We start from the raw sequence: 22,027 nt of genomic DNA, 5'->3' as shown, positions 1-22,027 counted from the left end.
TTAAAAGGAAACACATGAACCGCTTCGTCGACCGCGTCGTGCTCCACCTGATCGCCGGTGACGGCGGCAACGGCTGTGCCTCCATCCACCGCGAAAAATTCAAACCGCTCGGTGGGCCCGATGGCGGCAACGGCGGCCACGGTGGCGACATCATCTTGGAGGTCAGCCCGCAGGTCCACACCCTGCTGGACTTCCACTTCCGCCCGCACATCAAAGCCCAGCGCGGCGCTAACGGCGCCGGCGACCACCGTAACGGTGCTCGCGGCGAAGACCTCGTGATGAAGGTCCCGGCCGGCACCGTTGTCCTTGACGAAAAGGGCAACGTCATGGCCGACCTCACCGACAACGGCATGCGCTATGTGGCTGCAGCCGGTGGCCATGGTGGGCTTGGTAACGCAGCGCTGGCGTCTCGTGTGCGTAAAGCACCTGGGTTCGCGCTCAAGGGTGAACCCGGTGAGCAACACGACGTCATTTTGGAACTGAAATCCATGGCGGACGTAGGGCTAGTGGGTTTCCCTTCGGCGGGTAAGTCCTCCCTAGTGTCGGTGTTGTCTGCGGCTAAGCCCAAGATTGGCGATTATCCCTTTACGACGCTGCAGCCCAACCTAGGCGTGGTCAATGTCGCACACGACACCTTCACCATCGCTGACGTGCCGGGGCTGATCCCGGGTGCCTCTGAAGGCAAGGGGTTAGGCCTGGACTTCCTGCGCCACATCGAGCGCACAGCGGTGCTAGCTCACGTTGTTGACGCCGCGACGTTGGAACCCGGGCGCGACCCTGCCAGCGACATCGAGGCCCTGGAGGCTGAGCTCGCCGCCTATGAGTCCGCTCTCGACGGCGACACCAGCCTAGGTGACCTGAAGGATCGCCCGCGCATCATCATCCTCAACAAGGCGGATGTGCCAGAGGCCCGCGAGCTCGCCGAGTTCGTGGAAGAGGACCTGAAGGAAAAATTCGGCTGGCCGATCTTCATCATCTCCACCGTGGCGCATCAAGGGCTGGAGCCTTTGAAGTACAAACTGATGGAAATGGTGCAGGCCCACCGTGCCGAACAGCAGCGTCTGAACAAGGACAAGGTGAAGGTCAAGACCATCATCCGCCCTAAGGCTGTGGACGGTAAACGCGACTTTGTGGTGGAGGCCGATCCGCAGGTCGAAGACGGCTTTATTATCCGCGGCGAAAAGCCGGAGCGTTGGATCCGCCAGACCGACTTTGAAAACGACGAGGCCATCGGCTTCCTCGGGGATCGCCTGGCGAAGCTCGGCGTGGAGGAAGCATTGTTCAAGGCGGGTGCCGTCGAGGGATGCACCGTCACGATCGGCGAGATCAGCTTCGAATGGGAGCCAATGACTGCCGCTGGTGTGGACACCACCATGACGGGCCGCGGCACCGACGTGCGCCTGGAAAAGACCGGTCGTGTGTCCGCGGCGGAACGTAAGCGCGCATCCCAGGTCCGCCGTGGCCTAATCGACGAGTTCGACTTTGGCGATGGCCAGGTGGCTGATCGCGAGCGCTGGCAGGGTTAAACAGTGGGTGCAACAGTGGATATTCGTTCGCAGATTGCGAATGCTAAGAGGATTGTTGTCAAGATTGGTTCATCCTCGCTGACCGGCGATGACCTGCGCGTGCATGCCGACCGCATCGATGCGTTCGTCGACGCTTTGCAGGCTCGGATGGAGCGCGGCAGCGATGTATACGTTGTGTCCTCCGGTGCGGTGGCTGCCGGTATGCCGGCGTTGGGATTGAGCCAGCGGCCGAAGGATCTTGCCACGAAGCAGGCGGCGGCCAGCGTCGGCCAGGTGGCTTTGGCTCACGAGTGGGGCCGTAGTTTTGCCCGCTACGATCGCATGGTGGGGCAGGTGTTGCTTACCGCTAGCGATGCCGGTATTCGCAGTCGGGCGCGCAACACCCAGCGCACGATCGACCGTTTGCGCCAGATGCATTGCGTGCCGATCATTAACGAAAACGACACGGTGGCCACCACGGAGCTGAACTTTGGCGACAACGACCGCTTGGCGGCGATTGTTGCCCACCTGGTGGGGGCGGATGCGTTGGTGCTGTTGTCCGACGTGGATGGACTGTATGACCGCAACCCTGCCGATCCGCAGGCGCGTTTCATCTCGGAGGTGCGTGGGGCTGGCGATCTTGATGACGTCGTCGCTGGTGACGGTGGCCGCGTGGGTACCGGCGGGATGGGGTCGAAGGTCTCGGCTGCGCGTTTGGCTTCCCGCAGTGGTGTGCCGGTGCTGTTGGCCAGCGCATCCGATATTGCGACGGCGTTGGGCGATGCTTCCTGTGGCACGGTGTTTCACCCGGGTGAGGGTCGGCTGTCTGCCTGGAAGTTTTGGGCGTTGTATGCGGCGGATGTGTCCGGCACGTTGCGTATCGACGAAGGTGCGATGCGTGCGGTGACCAGCGGCGGCACCAGTTTGTTGGCGGTGGGGGTGACGGAGATCAGCGGCGAGTTCCATTCGGGTGACATTGTGGAGATCCACGGCCCGAAGGGTGAGGTGATTGGCCGTGGGGAGGTCGCCTACGATAGTCGCACTTTGGCTGGCATGTTGGGTAAGCAGTCGGCTGAGTTGCCGGAGGCTATGCACCGGCCTGTGGTGCACGCGGATTATCTGTCGAATTTCGTCACTCGAGCGTAGCTCCCGCGCTATGCTGGGTGACTATGTCTAGCATCACTGAAGTAGTTCATTCGACCCTTCTTTCCGCGCGTGCGGCTTCCCGCAAGCTTGCCGTGGCGTCGACGGCGGTGAAAAATGCGGTGCTGGAGCGCGCCGCGGCGTCATTAATTGATGACGCCGAGGTTATTCTTGCCGCAAATGAGCGCGACGTTGCCACAGGTCAAGCGGCAGGTATGGATGACTCTTTGGTGGATCGTTTGCGTCTTGATCGTGAGCGTTTGGAAGGTATTGCCGGAGGTTTGAGCCAGTTGGTTGCGGCGCCGGATCCGGTGGGGGAGGTTCTTGGTGGCCGGACGCTGCCCAATGGTTTGCGGTTGCAGAAAGTCCGCGTGCCTTTGGGTGTGATGGGGATGATTTACGAGGCGCGTCCGAACGTTACGGTTGATGCGTTTGGTTTGGCGTTGAAGTCGGGCAATGCGGCGGTGTTGCGGGGATCGCGTAGTGCGGAGCAGTCCAACCGGGCGTTGGTGGCGTTGTTGCAGGATGCAGCGGTTGCAGAGGGGTTGCCGCGTGAGTGCGTGCAGCTGCTGCCGGTGGACTATGAGTCGATTGATGCCCTGTTGTCGGCGCGTGGATTGGTGGATGTTGTGATTCCGCGTGGTGGGGCGGGGTTGATTGAGCGGGTGGTGACGACGTCGACGGTGCCGGTGATTGAGACTGGTACGGGTAATTGCCATGTGTTTGTTGATCGCGACGCAGATGTGGATATGGCGATCAAGGTGCTGCTCAATGGCAAGACGCGGCGTGTGTCGGTGTGTAATGCGACGGAGACTGTGCTTGTTGACGCCGCGTTGCCTGCGGCCGCACAGCAGCGCATTGTTGATGCGTTGGAGTCTGCGGGTGTGCGTGTGCATGCGGAGCAGCTGGAGGGCTTGGAGTTTAGGTCTCGGGTGGAGGCGACTGAGCGGGATTGGCAGGAGGAGTATCTGTCGATGGATATTGCGTTGGCCAGGGTTGATGGTGTTGATGCTGCGGTTGATCACATTGCGCGTTTTTCTTCCGGCCATACGGATGCGATTGTGACGGATTCGGTGTCCACGGCTGATTATTTTGTTGCCCGGGTGGATTCTGCGGTGGTTAATGTTAATGCGTCGACTGCGTTTAGTGATGGTGAGCAGTTTGGTATGGGGGCGGAGATTGGTATTTCGACGCAGAAGTTGCATGCGCGTGGGCCGATGGGTTTGCCGGAGTTGACGGCGATGAAGTGGATTGTGCGTGGGGATGGCCATACTCGCCCTTAAATTCGCACCCCCAAGGTGTAGTTAAGTTTACGTTTCATGTAAAAATAGGTGCATGTCTTCTACTCAACTTCGCACGATCGCGTCTGTCGCGGTGTTCGCGGCCCTAATTATTGCTTCGGGCATGGTGTCGATTCCGTCCCCGGTGGCTGGTGTGCCGATCGTGTTGCAGAATGCGTTTTGTGTTTTAGCTGGTCTGGTGTTGGGCCCTAAGCGCGGCACGTTGGCTGTGGCGGTGTTCTTGCTGCTTGGTGTGATTGGTTTGCCGGTGTTGCCTGGTGGCCGCACGGTGTTGGCGGCGATGGCTGGCCCTTCGGCGGGTTATTTGGTGGGGTATCTTTTCTCGGCTCCTATTGCTGGCTGGATTTCGCAAGGTTCGCTGAAGCGTTCCACGGGTGTGATGACCGTTGGTTTTGCTGTGGCTGCTGTGCTGGCGTTGTTGTCGCAGTACGTCTTTGGTGTGCCGGTTTTGATGATCCGTTCGGGCTTGGATTTGCAGGCTGCGGTGACTGCCCAGTTTGCGTTCCTTCCGGGTTTGGTTATCAAGGCGATCGCTATCACTGCGATTTCGGTGGCGGTTGTGCGCGCGTTGCCCGATGTGCGCTAGTAGCATCCCGGAGGTTGTTTTCTCTGCGGTGGGGTTTCAGCCCGACCGCAGCGATCGGATGATTCTTTCGGGTGTTGACGTCGCGTTGGCTCAGCGCCGCGTGGCGATCATCGGGCTGAATGGGGGCGGGAAGTCGACGTTTGTCCGCATGATTAATGGGCTGTTGGAGCCTACGTGTGGCACTGTTCGGGTGGATGGGCTGGATCCTGTGAAGCAGGGTAAACAGGTTCGTCGTCGGGTCGGCTTTGTGTTCGCGGATGCTGATAATCAGATCATCATGCCGACGGTGCGTGAGGATGTGGAGTTCAGTCTGCGTCGCGACGTCAAAAAAAAGGAGGAGCGTCGTCGGGCGGCGGATGCTGTGTTGGATCGTTTTGGTTTGGGCGAGTTGGCTAAGCGTTCGCCGCATGTGTTGTCGGGTGGGCAGAAGCAGTTGTTGGCGTTGGCGTCGGTGTGCGTGATGCAGCCGCAGTTGATCATCGCTGACGAGCCCACGACTTTGTTGGATTTGCGTAACCGGATGATGCTGCGAGAGGTGTTTCAGGGGATCGAGCAGTCGATGTATGTGGTCACGCATGATCTGGATTTTGTGTCTGATTTTGATCGGGCGTTGTGTATCGACCAGGGCAGTATTGTGGCTGACGGTGAGCCCCGCGACGTCATTGATTTTTATACGCGCCGGGTGGTGTGATGGCGTCTGTGCGTAATGTGCTGGTGACCAATGCGATGTTGGGCACGTATATCGATGGCGATACGGTGTTGCATCGGATGCGTCCGGGGGTGAAGATGCTGCTGTTGGTGGCGTTCATTGTGGTCGTGAGCGTTGTGGTGACTGACCCGTGGGTGGCGGCTGGTACGACTGTGGTGGCGTTGCTGGGTTATGCGGTGGCACGTATTCCTGTGCGGGTTGCGTGGGCGCAGGTGTTGCCGCCGCTGCCGGTGTTGGTGGTGCTGAGTGCGGCGACGTGTTGGATGGATGGTGTGTCTCGCGGCGTCACTATTTTTTTCAGCGTGTATGCGTCGATTGTTGCGGCGACGCTGTTTACGTTGACGACGCGGGTGAGTGCCATGTTGGATGCGTTGGAGCGTGGGCTTGGTCCTTTGGGGCGGGTGGGGGTGCCCGTGCGGGCGGTGACGTTGACGTTGATGTTGACGATCCGGCTGATTCCGGTGCAGCTGCAGGCGGTGGGGCAGGCTATTGAAGCCGCGAGGGCCCGGGGTTCACGCATGTCGCTGGTGAGCGTGGGGGTGCCGGTGATTATTCGTAGCGTGCGGCGGGCGCAGACGTTGGGTGATGCCCTGATCGCGCGTGGGGCGGGCGACTAGCGCTAGAGTTGGTGCATGGCAGACGTGCAGCGCATCGGCATCATGGGTGGCACTTTTGATCCCATCCACAATGGCCACTTGGTGGCGGGGTCGGAAGTGGCGGACCTTTTCGAATTAGACCGCGTGATTTTTGTGCCCACGGGTCAGCCGTGGCAGAAGTCTGACAGGGTGGTGAGTTCCACGGAGGACCGCTATCTGATGACAATCGTGGCGACCGCACCCAATCCGCGGTTCCGTGTGTCCCGGGTGGATATTGATCGGAGTGGGCCCACGTACACGGTTGACACTTTGCAGGATATTAAAGCTCAGTTTCCCGACGCACAGTTGTACTTTATTACCGGCGCGGATGCCTTGGCGCAGATTATGACGTGGCGGGACTGGGAGTCGATGCTCGACCTGGCCGAGTTTGTGGGGGTGACCCGCCCGGGTTACAAGCTGGAGGAAAGCTTCCTGCCGCCGCAGGCCCAAGAGCGCGTTCATTTGGTGGAGGTGCCTGCCCTGGCGATTAGTTCCACTGATTGCCGACGCCGCGCTGCCTCCGGTCGGTCCGTGTGGTACTTGGTGCCGGATGGTGTTGTGCAATATATTGCAAAGTCGCATCTGTACGAGGGTTCTTAACCTGACGCTGCATGTCCCGTGGGGGAGATTGGTGTGGCTGTTGTGCACGTGAGACACTAGAGGGCATGAGCGCGCACGAGAAGTCCATTGAATTAGCGACGATCGCAGCACACGCCGCGGCTGAGAAGCTGGCGGAAGAAATTGCTGTGATTGATGTGTCCGAGCAGTTGGTGATCACCGATTGCTTTGTGATTGTGTCTGCACCGACGGAACGCCAGGTGGGTGCGATTGTTGATGAGGTTGAGGACAAGTTGCGCGAGGCTGGCGTGAAGCCGATCCGCCGCGAGGGTGTGCGCGAGGGCCGCTGGGCTTTGCTGGATTATGGCGAGATTGTTGTGCACATTATGCGCGACGAAGAGCGCGACTTCTATGGTTTGGATCGCCTGTGGCGCGACTGCCCCTACCTGCAGATTGAGGGCATTGATATGCCTGAGCGCCCGGCCGCGTGGGCGGATGAGGTCAACGTGCGCGAAGTGTCGTCGATTGATGAGATCCCCCTGGCGGAAAACGAGCCTGATCGGGACGAGCTGTAGCCATGTCCCGTAAGCTTTTTCTGCTTCGTCACGGGCAGACTGAATACAACGCCACTGGCCGTATGCAGGGCCAGTTGGATACGGAACTGTCGGCGGTTGGCCGCAAGCAGGCGGATATTGCGGCGCAGTACTTGTCGCGTCAGCATATTGGCCGGATTATTAGTTCTGATTTGTCGCGTGCGAAGACGACCGCGCAGGCAGTTGCCTCCAAGTTGGATGTGCCGGTCGAGATAGATAAGCGTTTGCGGGAAACCAATTTGGGGCAGTGGCAGGGAAAGTCGCATGCCGAGGTCGATGGGGCTTTGCCGGGGGCGCGTGCCCAGTGGCGCCATGATGCGACGTGGGCACCGCCGGGTGGGGAAACCCGCCTGGAGGTTGCTGATCGTGCTCGTGCGGTGGTTGATGAGATGATGGCTTCGTGGGAGCAGTGGGACGATGACCACGCGTTGCTTCTGGTGGCCCACGGTGGAACCATTGGTGCGTTGACCAGTGCTCTGTTGGATGTTCCGGTGAGCCACTACCCGATGTTTAGTGGTTTGAAGAACACTTGTTGGGCGGAGTTGACTGCCCGGCCGAAGTTTGAGGCGTCCCGTGCAGACCAAGGGGTGGGGGAGTTTGCTGGTGCGGAGTCTGCCCAGTGGTATTTGGATGGGTGGAACATCGGCCAGGTGATGCGCTAGTGCCGGTTCGGATTGTTACCGACTCGTCCAGCTGCTTGCCGCATGATACTGCCGAGGAACTTGGCATTAAGGTGCTGGATCTGCATGTGATGCCTCCTGAGGAGAGCGGGGAGGAAGCGCACACTGCGGGTTTGACGGCGTTGGAGTTGGTTGCTGCTTATGCGCGCCAGTTGGAGCGCGGCGGCGATGAGGGCGTTGTTGCTTTGCATTTGTCTAAGGATTTATCGTCTACTTACGCGTCGGCGGAGTCTGCTGCCGCTGTGTTTGATGACGTCGCGGAGCCCGTGCGGGTTGTCGAGACCTCCACGATTGGCATGTGCGTGGGTGCTGCGGCGATGGCTGCGGCGACTGTTGCCGGCGAGGGCGGCAGTGTGGATGAGTGCGTCGAGGCGGCGTCATCGACGTTGGAGCGCTCGGAGATGTTCTTGTACGTCGACAAAGTGGAGGGGTTGCGTAAGTCGGGGCGCTTGTCGACGACTGATGCGTTGGTGTCGGCGGCGTTGGCGACTCGGCCGATCATGCAGATCAAGGGGGGTCGTATTGAGTTAGCGGCGAAAACCCGCACCCAGACTAAGGCTTTTGCGAAGCTTATTGAGTTGATTGTTACCCGGGCTAATTCGCGTCCGGTGTTTATTGCGCTGCAGGAGCACCAGGCATCGGAGGCTGCTGCTAGGTTGAGCGAGGCTATGGAGTCTGTGTTGCCGGAGGGCTCGACGTTTATGACGGTGCCGATGAGTGAGGTGTTGGCGGTGCACGCTGGGCCGGGCTCGATTGCTGTGTCGGCGGTGTTTAGCGAATAGGGGGTTATCCACAGGCGCGTCGTTTTTCACAGGCGTGCGGTGGGGGTTGTGGGGCGTGGGCCTAGGGTGGGCGCCATGTTGGACAGAATTAGGCCCTATGTGCAGCCCACGGGGGAAGAAGACCTGTTGTTTCTGCAGCGGCCCGTGCGGCGGCGACTGCGGGTGGGGTGGCGTGCGGCGGTTGGTGCCGCGCTGTTGCTGCTTGTGCTGGTGGGGTGGACGTGGTGGAGGGTGCACGCGTGGGGCGAGCCGGTGGAGGTTGGCAGTACAGAGTCGGTGGCATTCGTCGAAGGCAGCGGTGGTGGCGCGGAGGGGGAGCCGGGCGGCGAGCTTGTGGTCAGTGTTGCCGGGGCAGTGGTGCACCCCGGGGTGATCCGGGTGCCTGCTGGATCGAGGGTGGCCGATGTGGTGGAGCAGGCAGGCCTGTTGCCGGAGGCTGACGCCGTGGGGCTGAACCTTGCGCGCAAAGTTGCGGATGAGGAACACATCATCGTGCCTACTGCGGGTGGGCAAGGCGCTGCTGATGGGCCACCGGATAGCACGAGTGTGGGCGGCGCGGTGGTGGATTCCAGAATTAGCATCAATACAGCCAGCGTCGAGGAGCTCACTGGTTTGCCAGGGGTAGGCATCAAGACAGCGGAGGTGATCGTGTCGCACCGCAGCGAGCACGGTAGCTTCCAGAGCCTTGAGGCGCTGATGGATGTCAAGGGCATTGGTCCGAGCAAGTTCGAGGCGTTGAAAGACAGCATCCGGTTGTGACGCGCTATGCGGTGGCCGGTGGGGACTTTTATCAGCCACTGGAGCCCACTCGGGCGGTCGAAGAACACCGACTGCTGTGGCCGGCGATCGTAGCGTGGGCGAGTGCCGGTGCGGTGATCTGGTTCTGTGGTGGCGGCCTCGCGGTGCACGCAGGGCTGGCGACAGGGCTTATCGCCGCGGTGGCTGTTCTGTGGTGGGCCTATGGTGCGGGCCAGTCGGGCTTGAGCGCTGCTGTGGGTTCTGCCGCTGGGGCGGTCGCGTGGCTGCGCTGCCGGCAGATGGCCAACCACCCCCTGTCGGTGGAGCTGGGTAGAAGGATCGATGTGGTGGGGCGCGTCGAGGGCTCGCCACGAATGCTCGAGCATTCCATGATGCTCCAATTGGGGATTGATGGTGTCCCGGGGACCGTGCCCTGTTTCGCGCCGGGTCTGGGCCTTGATGAGGTGCACCGTGGGGACTTCCTCACGGCGGCCGCAGTGACACAACCAAGCACGCGCCCGGGGCTGGTTAGCGTTACTTGCAGGCTCAGCGAGGTACAGGTGGTGCAGGCCAGCGACCCGTGGGCATGGATCCGGGGGCGGCTGGCGCAGGCTGCTGGGCGCGTGCTGTCGAGCGAGCATGCAGGCTTGTTCGGCGGCATGGCCATTGGGGATACCAGTGGGCAGAGCGCCCAGCAGCGGCAGGTGTTCATCGACACTGGCTTGTCTCATCTTTCGGCGGTCAGCGGGGCCAACGTCGCGATCGTGCTCGGCACCGTGGTGGCTCTGCTTGGTACCCAGGCGCCGAAGGTGCGGGCGGTCGCGGCGGCGATCAGCCTCGCGGTGTTCATCGCGGTGGTCGGCACCGAGGCCTCTGTTATTCGTGCGGGCATCGTTGGCAGCGTCGCGGTGGTCACCATGGTCTCCGACCGCCGCACCCAACCCGCGCACACCTTGTTTCTGGCAGTGATCGCGATGGTTATCCTCGACCCCGGCATGGCGCTGAATTACGGCTTTGCACTGTCGGTGGTTGCAACCGGTGGAATCATCTTGCTCACCCCTGTGCTGTTGCGCAGCATCTTCCGCATCCTCCCGCGCATACCGATGCCCTGGGCTCAACTGTTGGCAGTCACCCTTGCCGCGGACCTGTCCACCATGCCGATCATCGCCCTCATGGCAGGCCGCACGTCCCTGGTATCACTGATCGCTAACCTGCTTGCCGGACCGGCAGTGCCACCAGTGACCATCCTGGGGCTGGTCGCAACCTTAACTGCCTGCGTGAACACCACCGCGGCGTCATTAATTATTGAGCTGACGCGGCCATTTTTGTGGTGGATCAACACAGTTGCCGACATACTCGGCAAGCAACCCTGGGCCACCACCCACATTCCCGCCCAGTGGCTGGGGCTGGGGCTCGCCTGGATGCTCTACGCGCTGCTGTGGCACGATAGGAGCCGTGAGCGTACATCTGATTCTGGGCGACGAACCCTACCTGGCCGAACGAGCACGCGCAGGCATCATCACCCAGGTCAGACAACAACTACCCCCCGGCACCGACCTGCCCATCACCCTGCTGCGCGCAGGCGAAGTAACGTTGAGCGAAATGTATGAGCTGCTCAGCCCATCACTGTTTGCAGAAGACAGGGTAGTGATCTTCACCGACGCAGACGCGGCAGGCAAAGACCCCGCGCAGGTGCTGCTGGACGCTGCGAAAAACCCGCCCGAGGGCATCACCCTGATCATCCAACACAGCGGCGGCGGGCGCACCAAAAACATGGTGACCCCGTTGTCGAAGCTGGCGGATGTGGTGCGCGTGGACAAGGTCAAACCCAGTGAACGCTTTGCCTGGCTCAATCAGGAGTTCCGCAACCACGGCGTCAAGGTCACCCCCGATGTCGTCAATGCGGTGCTTGAAGGCGTCGGCAGTGACCTACGTGAACTAGCTAGCGCTGCGGCGCAATTGGTTGCCGACACCGGCGGGGACGTCACCGTCGAGAATGTGCGCCAGTTTTACCGGGGTGTGGCGGAGGTGTCCGGTTTCGACATCGCCGACCTGGCGTGCGCGGGGAACACCGCACGGGCTGTTGCCTCTACGCGCCGGGCATTGCAGTTGGGGCTGTCGCCGGTGTTGTTGACTAGTGCGTTGGCGACGAAGGTGGGGCAGATCGCCCGCATGTATTCCACAGCCAGGCCCGATGCGCGGGAGTTGAAGATGCAGCCCTGGCTGATGGACAAGACCCATAAGGTTGCCCGGCGGTGGAATGGGGATTCTGTGAGCCGCGCGGTGATTGTGATCGCCGAGCTTGAGGCTGCCGTGAAGGGCCAGGGTGGGGACCCGAATTATGCGCTGGAGCATGCTGTGCGTGAGATCAGCGAGCTCGCCAGGCGCTAAACAGAGGCAGGTGCCAAAATTTGTGCATTTGGCCCCTTCCCGTTTCTATTTTCCCAGGTCGGCTTCCGCTAAGCGTGCCAAATGCGCAAGTTTTGGCACGCGGCGGGGCAAAAGAAAAGAGCCGCCCCACGAAAGTGGAGCGGCTCTACAAGTGGCTTGAATTAGCCGAGCTTGTTCACGGCCTTTGCCAGGCGGGACTTCTTATTAGCTGCGTTGTTGCGGTGCAGAACGCCCTTGGACACAGCCTTGTCCAGCTTGCGGGAAACGACGCGGAGCTGCTCGGTTGCAGCAGCCTTGTCGCCGGCCTCTACCAGAGCGCGGAGCTTGCGGGTAGCGGTGTGCAGCTCGGAGCGAACTGCCTTGTTGCGCATGCGTGCCTTTTCGTTGGTCTTGATGCGCTTCATCTGAGACTTGATGTTTGCCATGGCAAATACCTCTTGATCTTTCTAAAGATTAAAAATTTCAGCGGTGCCGGTTGTACGACCTGCCCAAGGTCCTGCAGGTTAGACCGACAACAGCGGTCAACCTTATCACTGCGGCTGTGTGGAAGTCGAATCGCTGGAGCGAAAAGCTGACGTCAGTACCAGCCGTATTCGTTACGGAGGCGGTTGGCGATGCGGTCGAAGCGGCGGCGGGGGATAATCGCGCCTTGGCGTTTGGTCCACAGTTCGGGCACGGCGACGACGCTGTCTAGACGGACCCAGCAGCGTCGGCCGCCGCGATCCCAGGCGCCGGCTCCGATGTCGAGCCAGTTGTCTTCCTCAGCGTGGGCATCGTTGGGGGAGATCATGAGTCCGAGTAGTTGTTCGCGGCTGCGACCAATGACTACTAGCGCGCGTTCGTAGGGTTTTTTGGTGCGCTTGTCCATCATGTTGGCCCAGACGATTTCGCCGGGGTCTGCGCGGCCGTCCATGTCGGGGGCGTAGTAGATGCTGCGCTTAAGTTGGGCGGTGGGGTGGCGCATGATGTTGACAGGGCGGGTGGAGTCAGCGGCAGCGTCGGCTGTGGTGCGTTGTTTTCGCATGGTGCAGTGACCGTCGGCGACGTCAATACCTAGTTGGCTTCCGATGCGGCGGAGGCCTTCGTCGAGGTCGTCGCCCGTGATCCCTTGGATTCGACCGGTGATACGCCCGAGGAGCCGGCTGAGCGCGTTCATGTGTTCAGGATAGCGGATGTTTCGGGTAGGGTTTGATCTCAGTTTGAAATACCTTGTTGAAAGGATGAGTGGGCGATGGTTGCCAATTTCGCGGAAGAGACATTTACCGATCCGAAGCAGATTCGGAACTTCTGCATCATTGCCCACATTGACCACGGTAAGTCCACGTTGGCGGACCGAATTTTGGGTCTGACTGGTGTGGTTGAGGCACGTGACATGCGCGACCAGTACTTGGACAATATGGATATTGAGCGCGAGCGTGGCATCACGATTAAGGCGCAGAATGTTCGTTTGCCGTGGGTGCCGCGTAGTGGCAAGCATGCGGGCGAGCAGATTGTGATGCACTTGATTGATACGCCTGGTCACGTGGACTTTACTTATGAGGTTTCGCGTGCGTTGGAGGCGTGTGAGGGCGCGATTTTGCTTGTTGACGCCGCGCAGGGCATTGAGGCGCAAACGTTGGCGAATCTGTATTTGGCGATGGAGAATGATCTGGAGATCATCCCGGTGCTGAATAAGATCGACTTGCCTGCGGCTGATCCGGATAAGTATGCCGAGGAGATTTCGCACATTATTGGTTGCGAGCCGGAAGAGGTCTTGCGTGTGTCTGGCAAGACGGGCGAGGGTGTGCCTGAGTTGCTGGATCGGGTGTGTGAGCTTGTTCCTGCCCCGACTAGTGAGTTCGGCGATGAGGCCCCGGCGCGTGCGATGATTTTCGACTCTGTCTACGACACATATCGCGGCGTCGTGACGTATATCCGTATGGTTGATGGCCGCCTGGAGCCGCGGCAGAAGATCAAGATGATGTCTACCGGTGCGACCCACGAGTTGTTGGAGATCGGCATTGTGTCTCCGACTCCGAAGAAGTGCAAGGGCTTGGGCCCGGGCGAGGTCGGCTACCTGATTACTGGTGTGAAGGATGTGCGCCAGTCGAAGGTGGGCGATACGGTTACGTGGGCTTCTAAGGGGGCGGGGTCGCCGCTGAAGGGCTATGAAGAGCCGAAGCCGATGGTGTATTCGGGACTGTTCCCGATTTCCCAGGCTGATTATCCGGATCTGCGTGATGCGTTGGAGAAGCTTCAGCTTAATGACGCCGCGTTGACGTTTGAGCCGGAGACTTCTGTGGCGTTGGGCTTCGGTTTCCGCTGTGGTTTCTTGGGCTTGTTGCACATGGAGATCACGCGTGACCGTTTGCAGCGTGAGTTTGATTTGGATTTGATTTCGACGGCCCCGAGTGTGTCTTACCGCGTGGTGGCTGAGGATGGCTCCGAGATGATGGTGCACAATCCGAGTGACTGGCCGGCGGGTAAGTTGCGCGAGGTGTGGGAGCCGATCGTGAAGACCACGATTATTGTGCCGGCGGAGTTTGTGGGCACCACCATGGAGTTGTGCCAGTCCAAGCGCGGCGTGATGGGTGGCATGGACTACCTGTCGGAGGATCGTGTGGAGTTGCGTTACACGATGCCTTTAGGCGAGATCATTTTTGACTTCTTTGACATGCTGAAGTCCCGCACCCGTGGTTACGCTTCGCTGAACTATGAGGAGGCCGGCGAACAGCAGGCTGATCTGGTGAAGGTGGACATCCTGTTGCAGGGTGATGCGGTTGATGCGTTTTCTGCGATCGTGCACCGTGATAATGCCCAGTGGTACGGCAACAAGATGACTGTGAAGTTGAAGGAGCTGATCCCTCGCCAGCAGTTTGAGGTCCCGGTGCAGGCGGCGATCGGTTCGAAGATTATTGCGCGTGAGAACATCCGTGCGCTGCGTAAAGACGTGTTGGCCAAGTGTTATGGCGGTGACGTGTCGCGTAAGCGCAAGCTGCTGGAGAAGCAGAAGGAAGGCAAGAAGCGCATGAAGTCTATTGGCTCGGTGTCGGTGCCGCAGGAGGCGTTTGTTGCGGCCTTGTCGACGGACGAAGGCAAGTAGTCTAGGCTAAAAAAGCGCGAGGGGGCTCCGTCCTATCTTTTCGGAGCCTCCTCTTTCATGCGCTAGAGGCCGATGGGTGACTTATTGGGGGGATCTATGTGAGCCCCGTGTCAGAACTATTTGGCGAAGGTGACGGGTAGGTCGACGACGTCGACGAAGCCTTCGGAGTGGTCGCCGAAGATTTTCAACACGCAGTCTTGTTCGAGGCAGTTGATGTCGGTGCCGGTGGGGGTGGCGACGATGGTGGTGGTTGCGGTGCCGTCTTCGTTGATCGGCGCGGTGCCGCCGTCGGTTTTGATCCAGGCTTGTGCGGTGGCGTCACCTTGGCCGCCGCTGCAGATCGGCACTGGGTTGCCGGGCACCTTCACGGGGGAGCAGATGGCTGCGTAGTAGCCGTGTGCGGGGTCGAGGCCGGAGAGTTCGATGGTGATGTCGTCGCCTGCTTTGAGGTCTTCGGTGGGGTTGGCGTCGATGGTTACTTTGGATTCGCCGGGCTTGGGGGATGCTGCGGCGGTTGATTTCGGTGCAGGGGTGGTGTTGGTGATTTTGGTTTCCTGCACGCTGGGTTCTTCTTCGGTGGGGCTGCATGCTGCTAGGGCGGAGAGAGCGGCAACCCCTGCGATTGCGGTGATGGTTGCGCGGCGGATGCTGCGGCTGTGGTGTGCTTGGTGGCGTCGGATATTCAAAGGAAACCTCACAAAAGATGACAGGGTGGATACTCAAACAATAGGGTACGCGGGCGAGTGTGTGACTGCACCCTGAACGTGTTGAACCTTGTTTTTCAGTCCCCGCAGGCGTTGGTGCCTGGTGGGGCTCCGGCGTGTTGCCTGCAGGTAGGAAAGAGAATAGTGAACGTGGTTGATTCCATGAACACCCCGGATCTGGGGGCGGCCTATGACGCGGCGTCATCAAGTGACAGCGTGAGTGCCGCAGGTTCAGCTGGGGGCAGTAAGCACAGGCGCGCGGCCTCGAAGGATAAGCAGGGCGGCGGTTTTATGGGTAAGTTCCTGCCGCTGTTTTTGATTTTCTGCGAAAGGGGGCGTGCACACCTAATCCCGCGTGAGTGGCGGAAGGTCTGTGCGGCTGCCGCGGGAGCATGCCAGGTGGATGAGCCATTCCAGGGGGCCGCGGCGGAAGAAGAACATCCAGGTGCTGGCAAGGAGGATGATCAGCGCGCTTTGGGGTGCGAACCCTAGTAGTTCGCGGGGACTCCAGCCTCGTTGTTCTTCAGCACGGTCCGCCGAGGGGTCGTAGTAGTCCTCGCCGTAGGGCTGTGGGCCGGGGTCAGCAGGGGAGCTGTTGAACGTGCCGTCTTCTTTGAAGGGGGCTAGGTGGGCTTCGTTCCAGATGTCTTCGGCTTCGCTCCAGGTGGTGGTGTTGGCGATGCGGTCGCGCCAGGGTTGCCAGTCGCCGAGGTAGTAGCCAGAGATGTCGACGTTGGGGTCTGCGAGGTCTTGGGGTTCGATTCCTAGTTCGGCTGCGATGCCCATGGCGCCGGCTTCTTCGATGCCGTAGATGGGTCCCATGTCGTTGGGGAAGTAGGTGTCGTAGCCGAATTGTGAGTGGTGCATGTCGATGTAGCCGATGGCGGGTGCAATTGCTCCGGTGAGGATCACGTGGATGGTGTAGGTGGTTAGTGCCATCATCCCGAGGGCTCGTAGTGGGTAGGTGAGGATGCTAGCCCAGCGCAGGCGGCAGATGAGCACGCAGAGGAGTATGAGGGCGGCGGAGGCGCTGCCGGTGGCGATGATGTCTCCGATGCCGCCTGTGTGTGCCCAGGTGGTTAGGTATGCGCCGTCGAGGGTGAAGTAGCCGGGTCGTTCCCAGCCGAGGCTGGCGGCGGTGCGTATCCAGTCGTAGTGTTGCTGGATGCGTATCCAGCCGGTGAGTGCAGCGATGATGATTGTTGACGCCGCGACGGTTGCGGTTGTGCGTAGTCGTGCGGTGGTGATGGTGCGGTAGGTGAGTATGCCGATGAGTCCGTAGGTGAGCCAGGCGCCGATGGGGTATTGGCCGCCGATGCTGATGAAGGGGGCGATGAACAGCGTGAGGGCTGTTGTGGCGGCTACCCATCGGGTGCGTAGTCGAGTGATGGGGGTGAGCAGGATGAGGTTGGTGGCGATTGCCATGAGCACGACGGCTATCTGGTGCTGGACGTAGTCGAGTACGATGCCGATGCCGAAGATGATGGCGGCGCGTATGAGTACGCTGTGGCGTGCGCGTGACAGTGTGGGGCCGCCGTGTTCGTTGCCGTGGGCGAGCATGAGGGATAGGGAGATGCCGCTGAGTACGGCGAACAGTGTGCTGGGGTAGCCGTTGGTGAGGAATTTCAGGGGGTCGATGGTGCTGTAGTAGAGGATGTGGGCGAACATCATGCCGAGGATGGCTAGTGCTCGGGCGAGGTCTAGGCCGGTGATGCGTCCTGGGCGTTGGGCCCGTTGGGCTCGGTGTGTGCCGGTGCGTTCGGGGACTGTCGTGGTGGTCATGGTGTCTCCTGGCGTGGGTGGATAGTATTGTTGCATGAACTCTACTGTGTCTATCCGTCGTTTTGGCCATACTGTTATCAATCACACGGTGGAGGTTCCGTGGGATCATTTCGCTTCCGGTGAGCAGCAGGTGCTCAGTGTGTTCGCGCGCGAGATTGTGGCGGATGGTAACGAGGACGCCCCGTGTGTGTTGTATTTGCAGGGTGGTCCGGGTTTTCCTGCGCCGCGGCCGGTGGGGGCGAGTGGTTGGGTGGGGGAGTTGTTGAAGCATTACCGTGTGGTGTTGTTGGATCAGCGGGGTACAGGGCGTTCTAATGCGCAGGTGTTGGATGCGCAGCATCTCAAGCTGTTGCGGGCGGATCAGATTGTGGAGGATGCGGAGGCTGTGCGTCGCGAGTTGGGGGTGGATCAGTGGGCGTTGTTTGGCCAGAGTTTTGGTGGCTTCTGTATTAACACCTATTCCTCTCGCCATCCGGAGAGCATTTCGCATGCGATGCTCACCGGCGGTCTGCCGGATATCTCTGCGGGTGTGGACGAGGTCTATAGACGTACGTTTGCGCAGGTTGCGGCGCGTAGTGAGCAGTTTTATGCCCAGTTCCCCTTTGCGGAGGTCGCCATCCGCGAGGTGTGCCACCATCTGGATAATGCTGAGGAGTTGTTGCCGACGGGTGAGCGTTTGTCTTCGCGTCGTTTCCGCACGATTGGCATTGCGTTGGGCCGCGGCACGGGTTTCGATACGTTGGGTTATTTGTTGGAGGACCCGTTTGTTGTGGTTGGGGGCGAGAAGCGTTTGCGCCAGGATTTTTTGGTGGATGTGGGCGCCCGGGTGAGTTTTGCGGGGCATCCGTTGTATGCGTTGGTGCATGAGGCGATTTATGGCGGCACGGTGCCGGGTGCGACTGCGTGGTCGGCGCATCGGGTGCGCGAGCAGGTGGAGGGTTTCGAGGAGCAGGCCGACCCCCGCACGGCGGGCAAGTTCTACTTGACGGGTGAGCATATTTTCCCGTGGCAGTTTGATGAGGATCCGGCTTTGCGTGAGCATAAGCAGGCTGCGGAGGAGCTAGCTGCGTTTGATCAGTGGACTTCGCTTTATGACGCCGCGACGCTGAAGGATCGCGCCCCGGTGGCGGCTGCTGCGGTGTATCTGGATGATATTTTTGTGCCGTTTTCTTTGTCGATGGCGACGGCTGATCAGTGGCGGGATCTGCGCCCGTGGGTGACTAATCAGTTCCAGCATGATGGCATTGGCCAGGATGGTGCGGGCATTGTGGGCCGCTTGCGGGAGATGATCCTGGAGCGCTAGGCCGCCAGAAGTTCGGGTACCCCTGGAGCTCTCGCTGTTTAACCACCCATGGCTTTGCGCTGGCACAATGTTGTGCATGTCGAAGCGGTCAAGTCCTTTTGAGTGGTGTATCCGCCAGCGGCTGACTCAGCGATGAACTGACCGCTGACGGAACAGGATTCCTTACGCCACCAGAGCCTCCTGATCGTCACCGACAACGCCGCCGACTCCGTCAGCTGCCCGGGCCTTCGCCAGCATCTCCGCCGTCAAGGGCGGCGACCGTAGGCGTCGACAAGCGTGCATACAAGCCAAGGAGCTTAAGAAAGGTGGTAGGCGGGCGCACGCTACAAGCAAACAACGCGGTCGCAGGCCGCCAGCACTGCCGGATCGTGGCTGACGATGATGGTTGCGCGCGCGGACTTGCCTGCTCGAATCGCGTTGATCACGCGCTGGGCGTTTGCGCCGTCGAGGGCGGAGGTGGGCTCGTCGGCAAGCAAGAGCGTCGGCTGCGACAGCAAGGCCCGAGCTACGCTGACACGCTGGCGTTGCCCGCCGGAGAGCTCGTCGGGGCGGGTCCGTTTGCTGTGGTGCAGGCGGCCGCGCGTGCGCGGGGAGCGGAGGAAATCCGGCAGATCCAGCAGGTCGAGGACCTCGGCGATGGCCGAATCGTCGGCGTGGCGACCCGCGGCGCGTCGCAGGATGGTCGCAACCGGCACGGCCGGGTTGAGGGAAAGCTCCGATTCCTGAGGGATCCAGCCCACGCTGCTGGGGTGCGGACCATCAATTTTTCCGCGCACCGGAGCGTGCAGGCCCGCGATGGCGCGCAACAGGGTAGTCTTTCCGCGGCCCGACGGTCCCGAGATCCCCACGATCGCACCGCGGTCGACGCTGAGGTCGAACCCGGTGAGAACATCGTGAGCGCCGTGGGACAGCGTTAGGCCATCGACGCGCAGGATCGTGTCGGCCTCGTGGGAGCGTTGAGCGGGTCTAGCAGGGGCGTCTTGGGCGCCCGCTGGTTCGCCCGCTGGCGTCGAGGCGGCTTTGTCCGTCGCTGTGGGGAGCACAGAGGGGGTGTCCCCGACGCTGAGCACGCGGTCGGCTAGCTCCGCGGCAACACTCGGGTCGTGGGTGATGACCACGCACGTCGCTCCCGATCGATCTCGCGCGACCTTCAGGCTGTCGAGCATGAGCCGTGCTGTTGCACGGTCGACGCCGGCGGTGGGCTCGTCGATAAGCAACAGCTTCGGGTGTCCAGCGATGCCGGCGGCGATGCCCAGTCGGCGCCGCTGCCCGCCGGAGAGCTGGCGTGGGGTGCGCTCTAGGATGTCCTCGATGCCGCCGAGCCCGAAGTCGTCGAGGAGGTTAAGGATCACTTCGTCCGAGATCCGCCCGGCAATCCGCCCGGCCTTGGCGCGCTGGCGGATGATCCGGCGCACGCTCCAGCGCGGTGGCAAGGCCGCGCCCGGATCCTGATCCACGAAGGCGCATGCGCGCCGGAAGGCCCGCAGCCCCGGGCCGCGCAGCAACAAGGGGTGCTGTCCTGCGACGGAAACGCTGCCGCCGGTGACGCGCAGCCCCGTGCCGACCTCGCCGATGAGCGCCTTGACCAGAGTGGTCTTGCCCGCGCCGGACGCACCGGTCACAGCAATCGACTCACCTTCCGCCACTTGCAGGTTGATGTCGGACACAACCGCGCACCCTGCCTGGCCTGGCCCCGCGACCGTGCTGATGCTTAGCCGATCGACATCAATGTCCACGCCAGCGGTCATCGCTTGCCTCCCATGCGTAGTTCCAACAACAGGGCGGGGCACGCCGTTAGTATGATGATCGCCAGCGTCGGGCTCACCACGGCCCACGGATTAAGGTCCACTCCGCCCAACTCGGCACCGACCATCGCCGCCCACGTCGAATCTGCTCCGCTGCTGGTTCCGGTGAGGAAACTCGCGGTCGCGATGAGGAAGACTACTGCCACGAAGCGGATGCTGAAGTCGGCGATGAGCGATCGGCGCACGGCGGGAAAAATGTCCCAGACGGCGATTGTTCGCCAGCTGGCTCCCGTGACGCGTGCATACTCCACGTATCCCGAACCCAGCGCTTGGGCCACGGTGGGGTAGAAGTAGCGGATCGACATCGGCACCGACAGCGCAAAGGCCGCTACCGCCGCCGCGACGTAGCCTTCGGGGACGGCCGTGACCGTGGCCAAGATGATGAGAATCGGGGGCACCACTAAAATTGTGTCGCCGATGAAGCGGATGATCGCACAAGCACGACGGGAAGTGACAGACCACACGGCCAGCAACACGCCCACGGTGCTTGCAGCCGCGGCGACGAGAGCGGGCGGCACGACCAATGCGGCGTTGCCGACTAGCATGCGCGCCGCAACATCGCGCCCCAAGTGATCGGTGCCCAGGAGATGTGCCCTTGACGGAGGGTCGAAGGACCGAGACATCGGCGCGGTGGGATCCGGCAACCCCAATGCCGCGCTGAGGGCCGGGCCGGCAAGTGCTGCGAGGATAACCGCCGTCCACAGGGCGAACGCGGCGACCGTCAGTACCGCAGAAACGCTGCGGTGTTGGAGAATCATCGGTGTCTCCCAATGACATCGGCGAGGGCGAAGGACGCGACGGTTACTGCGGCGAAGACGGTGGTGAGGGTCGCCACCGCGACGGTCTCGCGGAAAACAACGAAGTGGGTGACCGTGGTGCCAATACCGGGGTAGCCCACTACGTTTTCCACCACCACGGTGCCCGCCACTACGTAGGGGATGGTCGCCGCGCTGGCCTGCGCGATCTGCCCGAAGGCAGCCGGTAGGGTGTGCAGCCTCAAGACCGACAGCGGGTGCATGCCTGATAGGTGAGCGGCGCGCACGTGCGGCAACGCCTGCGCATCGACAACCGCAGCACGCACCAATCGTTGCAACCACGCCCCGCCAACCAGCGCGATGGCCAGGGAGGGGATGATGAGTGCACCCGGGTTGTCGGCCGGGGTGCCGCCCGGCGGTACCAGGGACACTGCGGGCGCAAGCTTGAGTGCGCCCGCAAGGACAGCCAGCAACAATGCGGTGACGGCAAAATCCGGGGTGGCAAGAGTCGACTGAGCGCCAAGGCAGGTGAGCCTGTCGCGCCAGCTCGAGGGCGCAAGCCCAGCAAACACACCCGTTCCCACACCGATCACAAGCAGCAGCGGAAGCGCGATCGCAATCAGGTATGCCGAATTTCGGGCGGCAAAAGCAGAGGCCTCCCAGACCGATCGTTGCGAAGCAAAAAGCGTGCCGCCATCGCCGAAAAAGAAGAGACCAGAAAACCACTCCCACAGCCGAACCGACAGCGGGCGGTCAAGGCCCAGGTCCGCGCGGATGGCGTCGATGCGGGCCTGATCGGAGGTGCGAGCAATCACCGTCGCCGCGTCCCCGGGGAGCAGGTCCATCACGATGAAGCTACCCACCGCCGCGCACAACAGCACTGCCGCCCATCGAGCAGTTCGCTTCACGACGCGTACCGCGACTGGAGTCGTGGAATCCGCTGAAGTCGACCTCACTTTGGCGATGTTCATCCTC

Annotated in this window: 22 protein-coding genes; 15 read left to right on the top strand and 7 right to left on the bottom strand. The window is 61.4% G+C overall.

What is annotated here, in order from left to right:
• Positions 1-14 precede the first annotated feature (14 nt).
• The 13 genes from obgE (at position 15) to holA (ending at position 11,621) form a co-directional block, all read left to right on the top strand.
• Positions 15-1,526 carry a GTPase ObgE gene (obgE, locus tag CARG_RS07295; protein ID WP_021012006.1) on the top strand — a complete coding sequence of 504 codons (1,512 nt, stop codon included), beginning with the start codon at positions 15-17 and terminating at the stop codon, positions 1,524-1,526.
• 21 nt (positions 1,527-1,547) lie between these two features.
• Entirely contained in the window at positions 1,548-2,651 is a 1,104-nt protein-coding gene (proB, locus tag CARG_RS07290; protein WP_041747683.1) for a glutamate 5-kinase, read from the top strand.
• A gap of 23 nt (positions 2,652-2,674) precedes the next feature.
• Positions 2,675-3,931: a glutamate-5-semialdehyde dehydrogenase gene (locus tag CARG_RS07285; protein WP_021012004.1), complete on the top strand. Its 1,257-nt coding sequence runs from the start codon at positions 2,675-2,677 to the stop codon at positions 3,929-3,931.
• 52 nt (positions 3,932-3,983) lie between these two features.
• Positions 3,984-4,535: a biotin transporter BioY gene (locus CARG_RS07280; RefSeq protein WP_021012003.1), complete on the top strand. Its 552-nt coding sequence runs from the start codon at positions 3,984-3,986 to the stop codon at positions 4,533-4,535.
• 4 nt (positions 4,536-4,539) lie between these two features.
• Positions 4,540-5,226 carry an energy-coupling factor ABC transporter ATP-binding protein gene (locus CARG_RS07275; protein ID WP_041747682.1) on the top strand — a complete coding sequence of 229 codons (687 nt, stop codon included), beginning with the start codon at positions 4,540-4,542 and terminating at the stop codon, positions 5,224-5,226.
• Positions 5,226-5,861 carry an energy-coupling factor transporter transmembrane component T family protein gene (locus CARG_RS07270; protein WP_021012001.1) on the top strand — a complete coding sequence of 212 codons (636 nt, stop codon included), beginning with the start codon at positions 5,226-5,228 and terminating at the stop codon, positions 5,859-5,861. Before CARG_RS07275 ends, CARG_RS07270 begins: the two co-directional genes overlap by 1 nt.
• A gap of 15 nt (positions 5,862-5,876) precedes the next feature.
• Positions 5,877-6,479 carry a nicotinate-nucleotide adenylyltransferase gene (gene nadD / locus CARG_RS07265; protein WP_021012000.1) on the top strand — a complete coding sequence of 201 codons (603 nt, stop codon included), beginning with the start codon at positions 5,877-5,879 and terminating at the stop codon, positions 6,477-6,479.
• A 65-nt stretch (positions 6,480-6,544) separates the two neighbouring features.
• The gene (gene rsfS, locus CARG_RS07260) at positions 6,545-7,012 is read left to right on the top strand and encodes a ribosome silencing factor (RefSeq protein WP_021011999.1); all 468 of its coding nucleotides are present in this window, start codon (positions 6,545-6,547) and stop codon (positions 7,010-7,012) included.
• Positions 7,013-7,014: 2 nt separating this feature from the next.
• Positions 7,015-7,692, top strand: a complete 678-nt coding sequence (locus CARG_RS07255; RefSeq protein ID WP_021011998.1) for a histidine phosphatase family protein — start codon at positions 7,015-7,017, stop codon at positions 7,690-7,692.
• Positions 7,692-8,492, top strand: a complete 801-nt coding sequence (locus CARG_RS07250; protein ID WP_021011997.1) for a DegV family protein — start codon at positions 7,692-7,694, stop codon at positions 8,490-8,492. The genes CARG_RS07255 and CARG_RS07250 overlap by 1 nt, the downstream gene beginning before the upstream one ends.
• 75 nt (positions 8,493-8,567) lie before the next feature.
• A complete protein-coding gene (locus CARG_RS07245) occupies positions 8,568-9,251 on the top strand; it encodes a ComEA family DNA-binding protein (protein ID WP_021011996.1) in 684 nt (227 codons plus the stop codon).
• Positions 9,248-10,840 carry a ComEC/Rec2 family competence protein gene (locus CARG_RS10535; protein WP_081761652.1) on the top strand — a complete coding sequence of 531 codons (1,593 nt, stop codon included), beginning with the start codon at positions 9,248-9,250 and terminating at the stop codon, positions 10,838-10,840. Before CARG_RS07245 ends, CARG_RS10535 begins: the two co-directional genes overlap by 4 nt.
• Positions 10,722-11,621: a DNA polymerase III subunit delta gene (gene holA / locus CARG_RS07235; RefSeq protein WP_236620185.1), complete on the top strand. Its 900-nt coding sequence runs from the start codon at positions 10,722-10,724 to the stop codon at positions 11,619-11,621. The genes CARG_RS10535 and holA overlap by 119 nt, the downstream gene beginning before the upstream one ends.
• Positions 11,622-11,782: 161 nt before the next feature.
• Here holA and rpsT read toward each other — a convergent pair whose 3' ends face one another.
• Together rpsT and CARG_RS07225 are read right to left on the bottom strand one after the other, a co-directional pair.
• Entirely contained in the window at positions 11,783-12,046 is a 264-nt protein-coding gene (gene rpsT, locus CARG_RS07230; protein WP_021011994.1) for a 30S ribosomal protein S20, read from the bottom strand.
• A gap of 152 nt (positions 12,047-12,198) precedes the next feature.
• Complete coding sequence (locus tag CARG_RS07225; protein WP_021011993.1) at positions 12,199-12,777, bottom strand: type II toxin-antitoxin system PemK/MazF family toxin; 579 nt, start codon at positions 12,775-12,777, stop codon at positions 12,199-12,201.
• Positions 12,778-12,852: 75 nt separating this feature from the next.
• Between CARG_RS07225 and lepA the strand changes: the two genes are divergently transcribed.
• Positions 12,853-14,703 (top strand): translation elongation factor 4, encoded by a 1,851-nt coding sequence (gene lepA / locus CARG_RS07220; protein ID WP_021011992.1) that lies wholly within the window; start codon positions 12,853-12,855, stop codon positions 14,701-14,703.
• Between the two features lie 116 nt (positions 14,704-14,819).
• On the opposite strand, the gene CARG_RS07215 is transcribed toward lepA, so the two are convergent.
• Positions 14,820-15,389 (bottom strand): hypothetical protein, encoded by a 570-nt coding sequence (locus tag CARG_RS07215; protein WP_021011991.1) that lies wholly within the window; start codon positions 15,387-15,389, stop codon positions 14,820-14,822.
• Between the two features lie 363 nt (positions 15,390-15,752).
• Positions 15,753-17,189 carry a DUF418 domain-containing protein gene (locus tag CARG_RS07210; protein WP_021011990.1) on the bottom strand — a complete coding sequence of 479 codons (1,437 nt, stop codon included), beginning with the start codon at positions 17,187-17,189 and terminating at the stop codon, positions 15,753-15,755.
• A 34-nt stretch (positions 17,190-17,223) separates the two neighbouring features.
• On the opposite strand from CARG_RS07210, the gene CARG_RS07205 reads away from it, so the two are divergent.
• On the top strand, positions 17,224-18,492 hold the full coding sequence (locus tag CARG_RS07205) for an alpha/beta fold hydrolase (protein ID WP_021011989.1): 1,269 nt from the start codon (positions 17,224-17,226) through the stop codon (positions 18,490-18,492).
• A 323-nt stretch (positions 18,493-18,815) separates the two neighbouring features.
• Here CARG_RS07205 and CARG_RS07200 read toward each other — a convergent pair whose 3' ends face one another.
• Genes CARG_RS07200 through CARG_RS07190 form a run of 3 tightly spaced genes read right to left on the bottom strand, consistent with a single transcriptional unit; the run spans position 18,816 to position 22,023 of the window.
• Positions 18,816-20,240 (bottom strand): ABC transporter ATP-binding protein, encoded by a 1,425-nt coding sequence (locus CARG_RS07200; RefSeq protein ID WP_021011988.1) that lies wholly within the window; start codon positions 20,238-20,240, stop codon positions 18,816-18,818.
• A complete protein-coding gene (locus CARG_RS07195; protein ID WP_021011987.1) occupies positions 20,237-21,055 on the bottom strand; it encodes an ABC transporter permease subunit in 819 nt (272 codons plus the stop codon). Before CARG_RS07195 ends, CARG_RS07200 begins: the two co-directional genes overlap by 4 nt.
• Positions 21,052-22,023 carry an ABC transporter permease gene (locus CARG_RS07190; protein WP_021011986.1) on the bottom strand — a complete coding sequence of 324 codons (972 nt, stop codon included), beginning with the start codon at positions 22,021-22,023 and terminating at the stop codon, positions 21,052-21,054. The genes CARG_RS07195 and CARG_RS07190 overlap by 4 nt, the downstream gene beginning before the upstream one ends.
• Between the last annotated feature and the right edge of the window lie 4 nt (positions 22,024-22,027).

The organism is Corynebacterium argentoratense DSM 44202 (genome assembly GCF_000590555.1).
In the GTDB taxonomy this organism is placed as follows: Bacteria; Actinomycetota; Actinomycetes; order Mycobacteriales; family Mycobacteriaceae; genus Corynebacterium; species Corynebacterium argentoratense.
Note: the sequence above shows the minus strand (reverse complement) of the source record. Positions and strands in the feature narration are given on the sequence as shown.

What these genes read in the sequence shown, in the direction of transcription:
- CARG_RS07190 (WP_021011986.1), bottom strand. Translation starts at nt 22,023, where the DNA reads ATGAACATCGCCAAAGTGAGGTCGACTTCAGCGGATTCCACGACTCCA.
- nadD (WP_021012000.1), top strand. Translation starts at nt 5,877, where the DNA reads ATGGCAGACGTGCAGCGCATCGGCATCATGGGTGGCACTTTTGATCCC.
- CARG_RS07245 (WP_021011996.1), top strand. Translation starts at nt 8,568, where the DNA reads ATGTTGGACAGAATTAGGCCCTATGTGCAGCCCACGGGGGAAGAAGAC.
- CARG_RS07195 (WP_021011987.1), bottom strand. Translation starts at nt 21,055, where the DNA reads ATGATTCTCCAACACCGCAGCGTTTCTGCGGTACTGACGGTCGCCGCG.
- CARG_RS07255 (WP_021011998.1), top strand. Translation starts at nt 7,015, where the DNA reads ATGTCCCGTAAGCTTTTTCTGCTTCGTCACGGGCAGACTGAATACAAC.
- lepA (WP_021011992.1), top strand. Translation starts at nt 12,853, where the DNA reads ATGGTTGCCAATTTCGCGGAAGAGACATTTACCGATCCGAAGCAGATT.
- obgE (WP_021012006.1), top strand. Translation starts at nt 15, where the DNA reads ATGAACCGCTTCGTCGACCGCGTCGTGCTCCACCTGATCGCCGGTGAC.
- CARG_RS07225 (WP_021011993.1), bottom strand. Translation starts at nt 12,777, where the DNA reads ATGAACGCGCTCAGCCGGCTCCTCGGGCGTATCACCGGTCGAATCCAA.
- CARG_RS07285 (WP_021012004.1), top strand. Translation starts at nt 2,675, where the DNA reads ATGTCTAGCATCACTGAAGTAGTTCATTCGACCCTTCTTTCCGCGCGT.
- CARG_RS07280 (WP_021012003.1), top strand. Translation starts at nt 3,984, where the DNA reads ATGTCTTCTACTCAACTTCGCACGATCGCGTCTGTCGCGGTGTTCGCG.
- CARG_RS07205 (WP_021011989.1), top strand. Translation starts at nt 17,224, where the DNA reads ATGAACTCTACTGTGTCTATCCGTCGTTTTGGCCATACTGTTATCAAT.
- rpsT (WP_021011994.1), bottom strand. Translation starts at nt 12,046, where the DNA reads ATGGCAAACATCAAGTCTCAGATGAAGCGCATCAAGACCAACGAAAAG.
- CARG_RS07270 (WP_021012001.1), top strand. Translation starts at nt 5,226, where the DNA reads ATGGCGTCTGTGCGTAATGTGCTGGTGACCAATGCGATGTTGGGCACG.
- CARG_RS07210 (WP_021011990.1), bottom strand. Translation starts at nt 17,189, where the DNA reads ATGACCACCACGACAGTCCCCGAACGCACCGGCACACACCGAGCCCAA.
- rsfS (WP_021011999.1), top strand. Translation starts at nt 6,545, where the DNA reads ATGAGCGCGCACGAGAAGTCCATTGAATTAGCGACGATCGCAGCACAC.
- CARG_RS07200 (WP_021011988.1), bottom strand. Translation starts at nt 20,240, where the DNA reads ATGACCGCTGGCGTGGACATTGATGTCGATCGGCTAAGCATCAGCACG.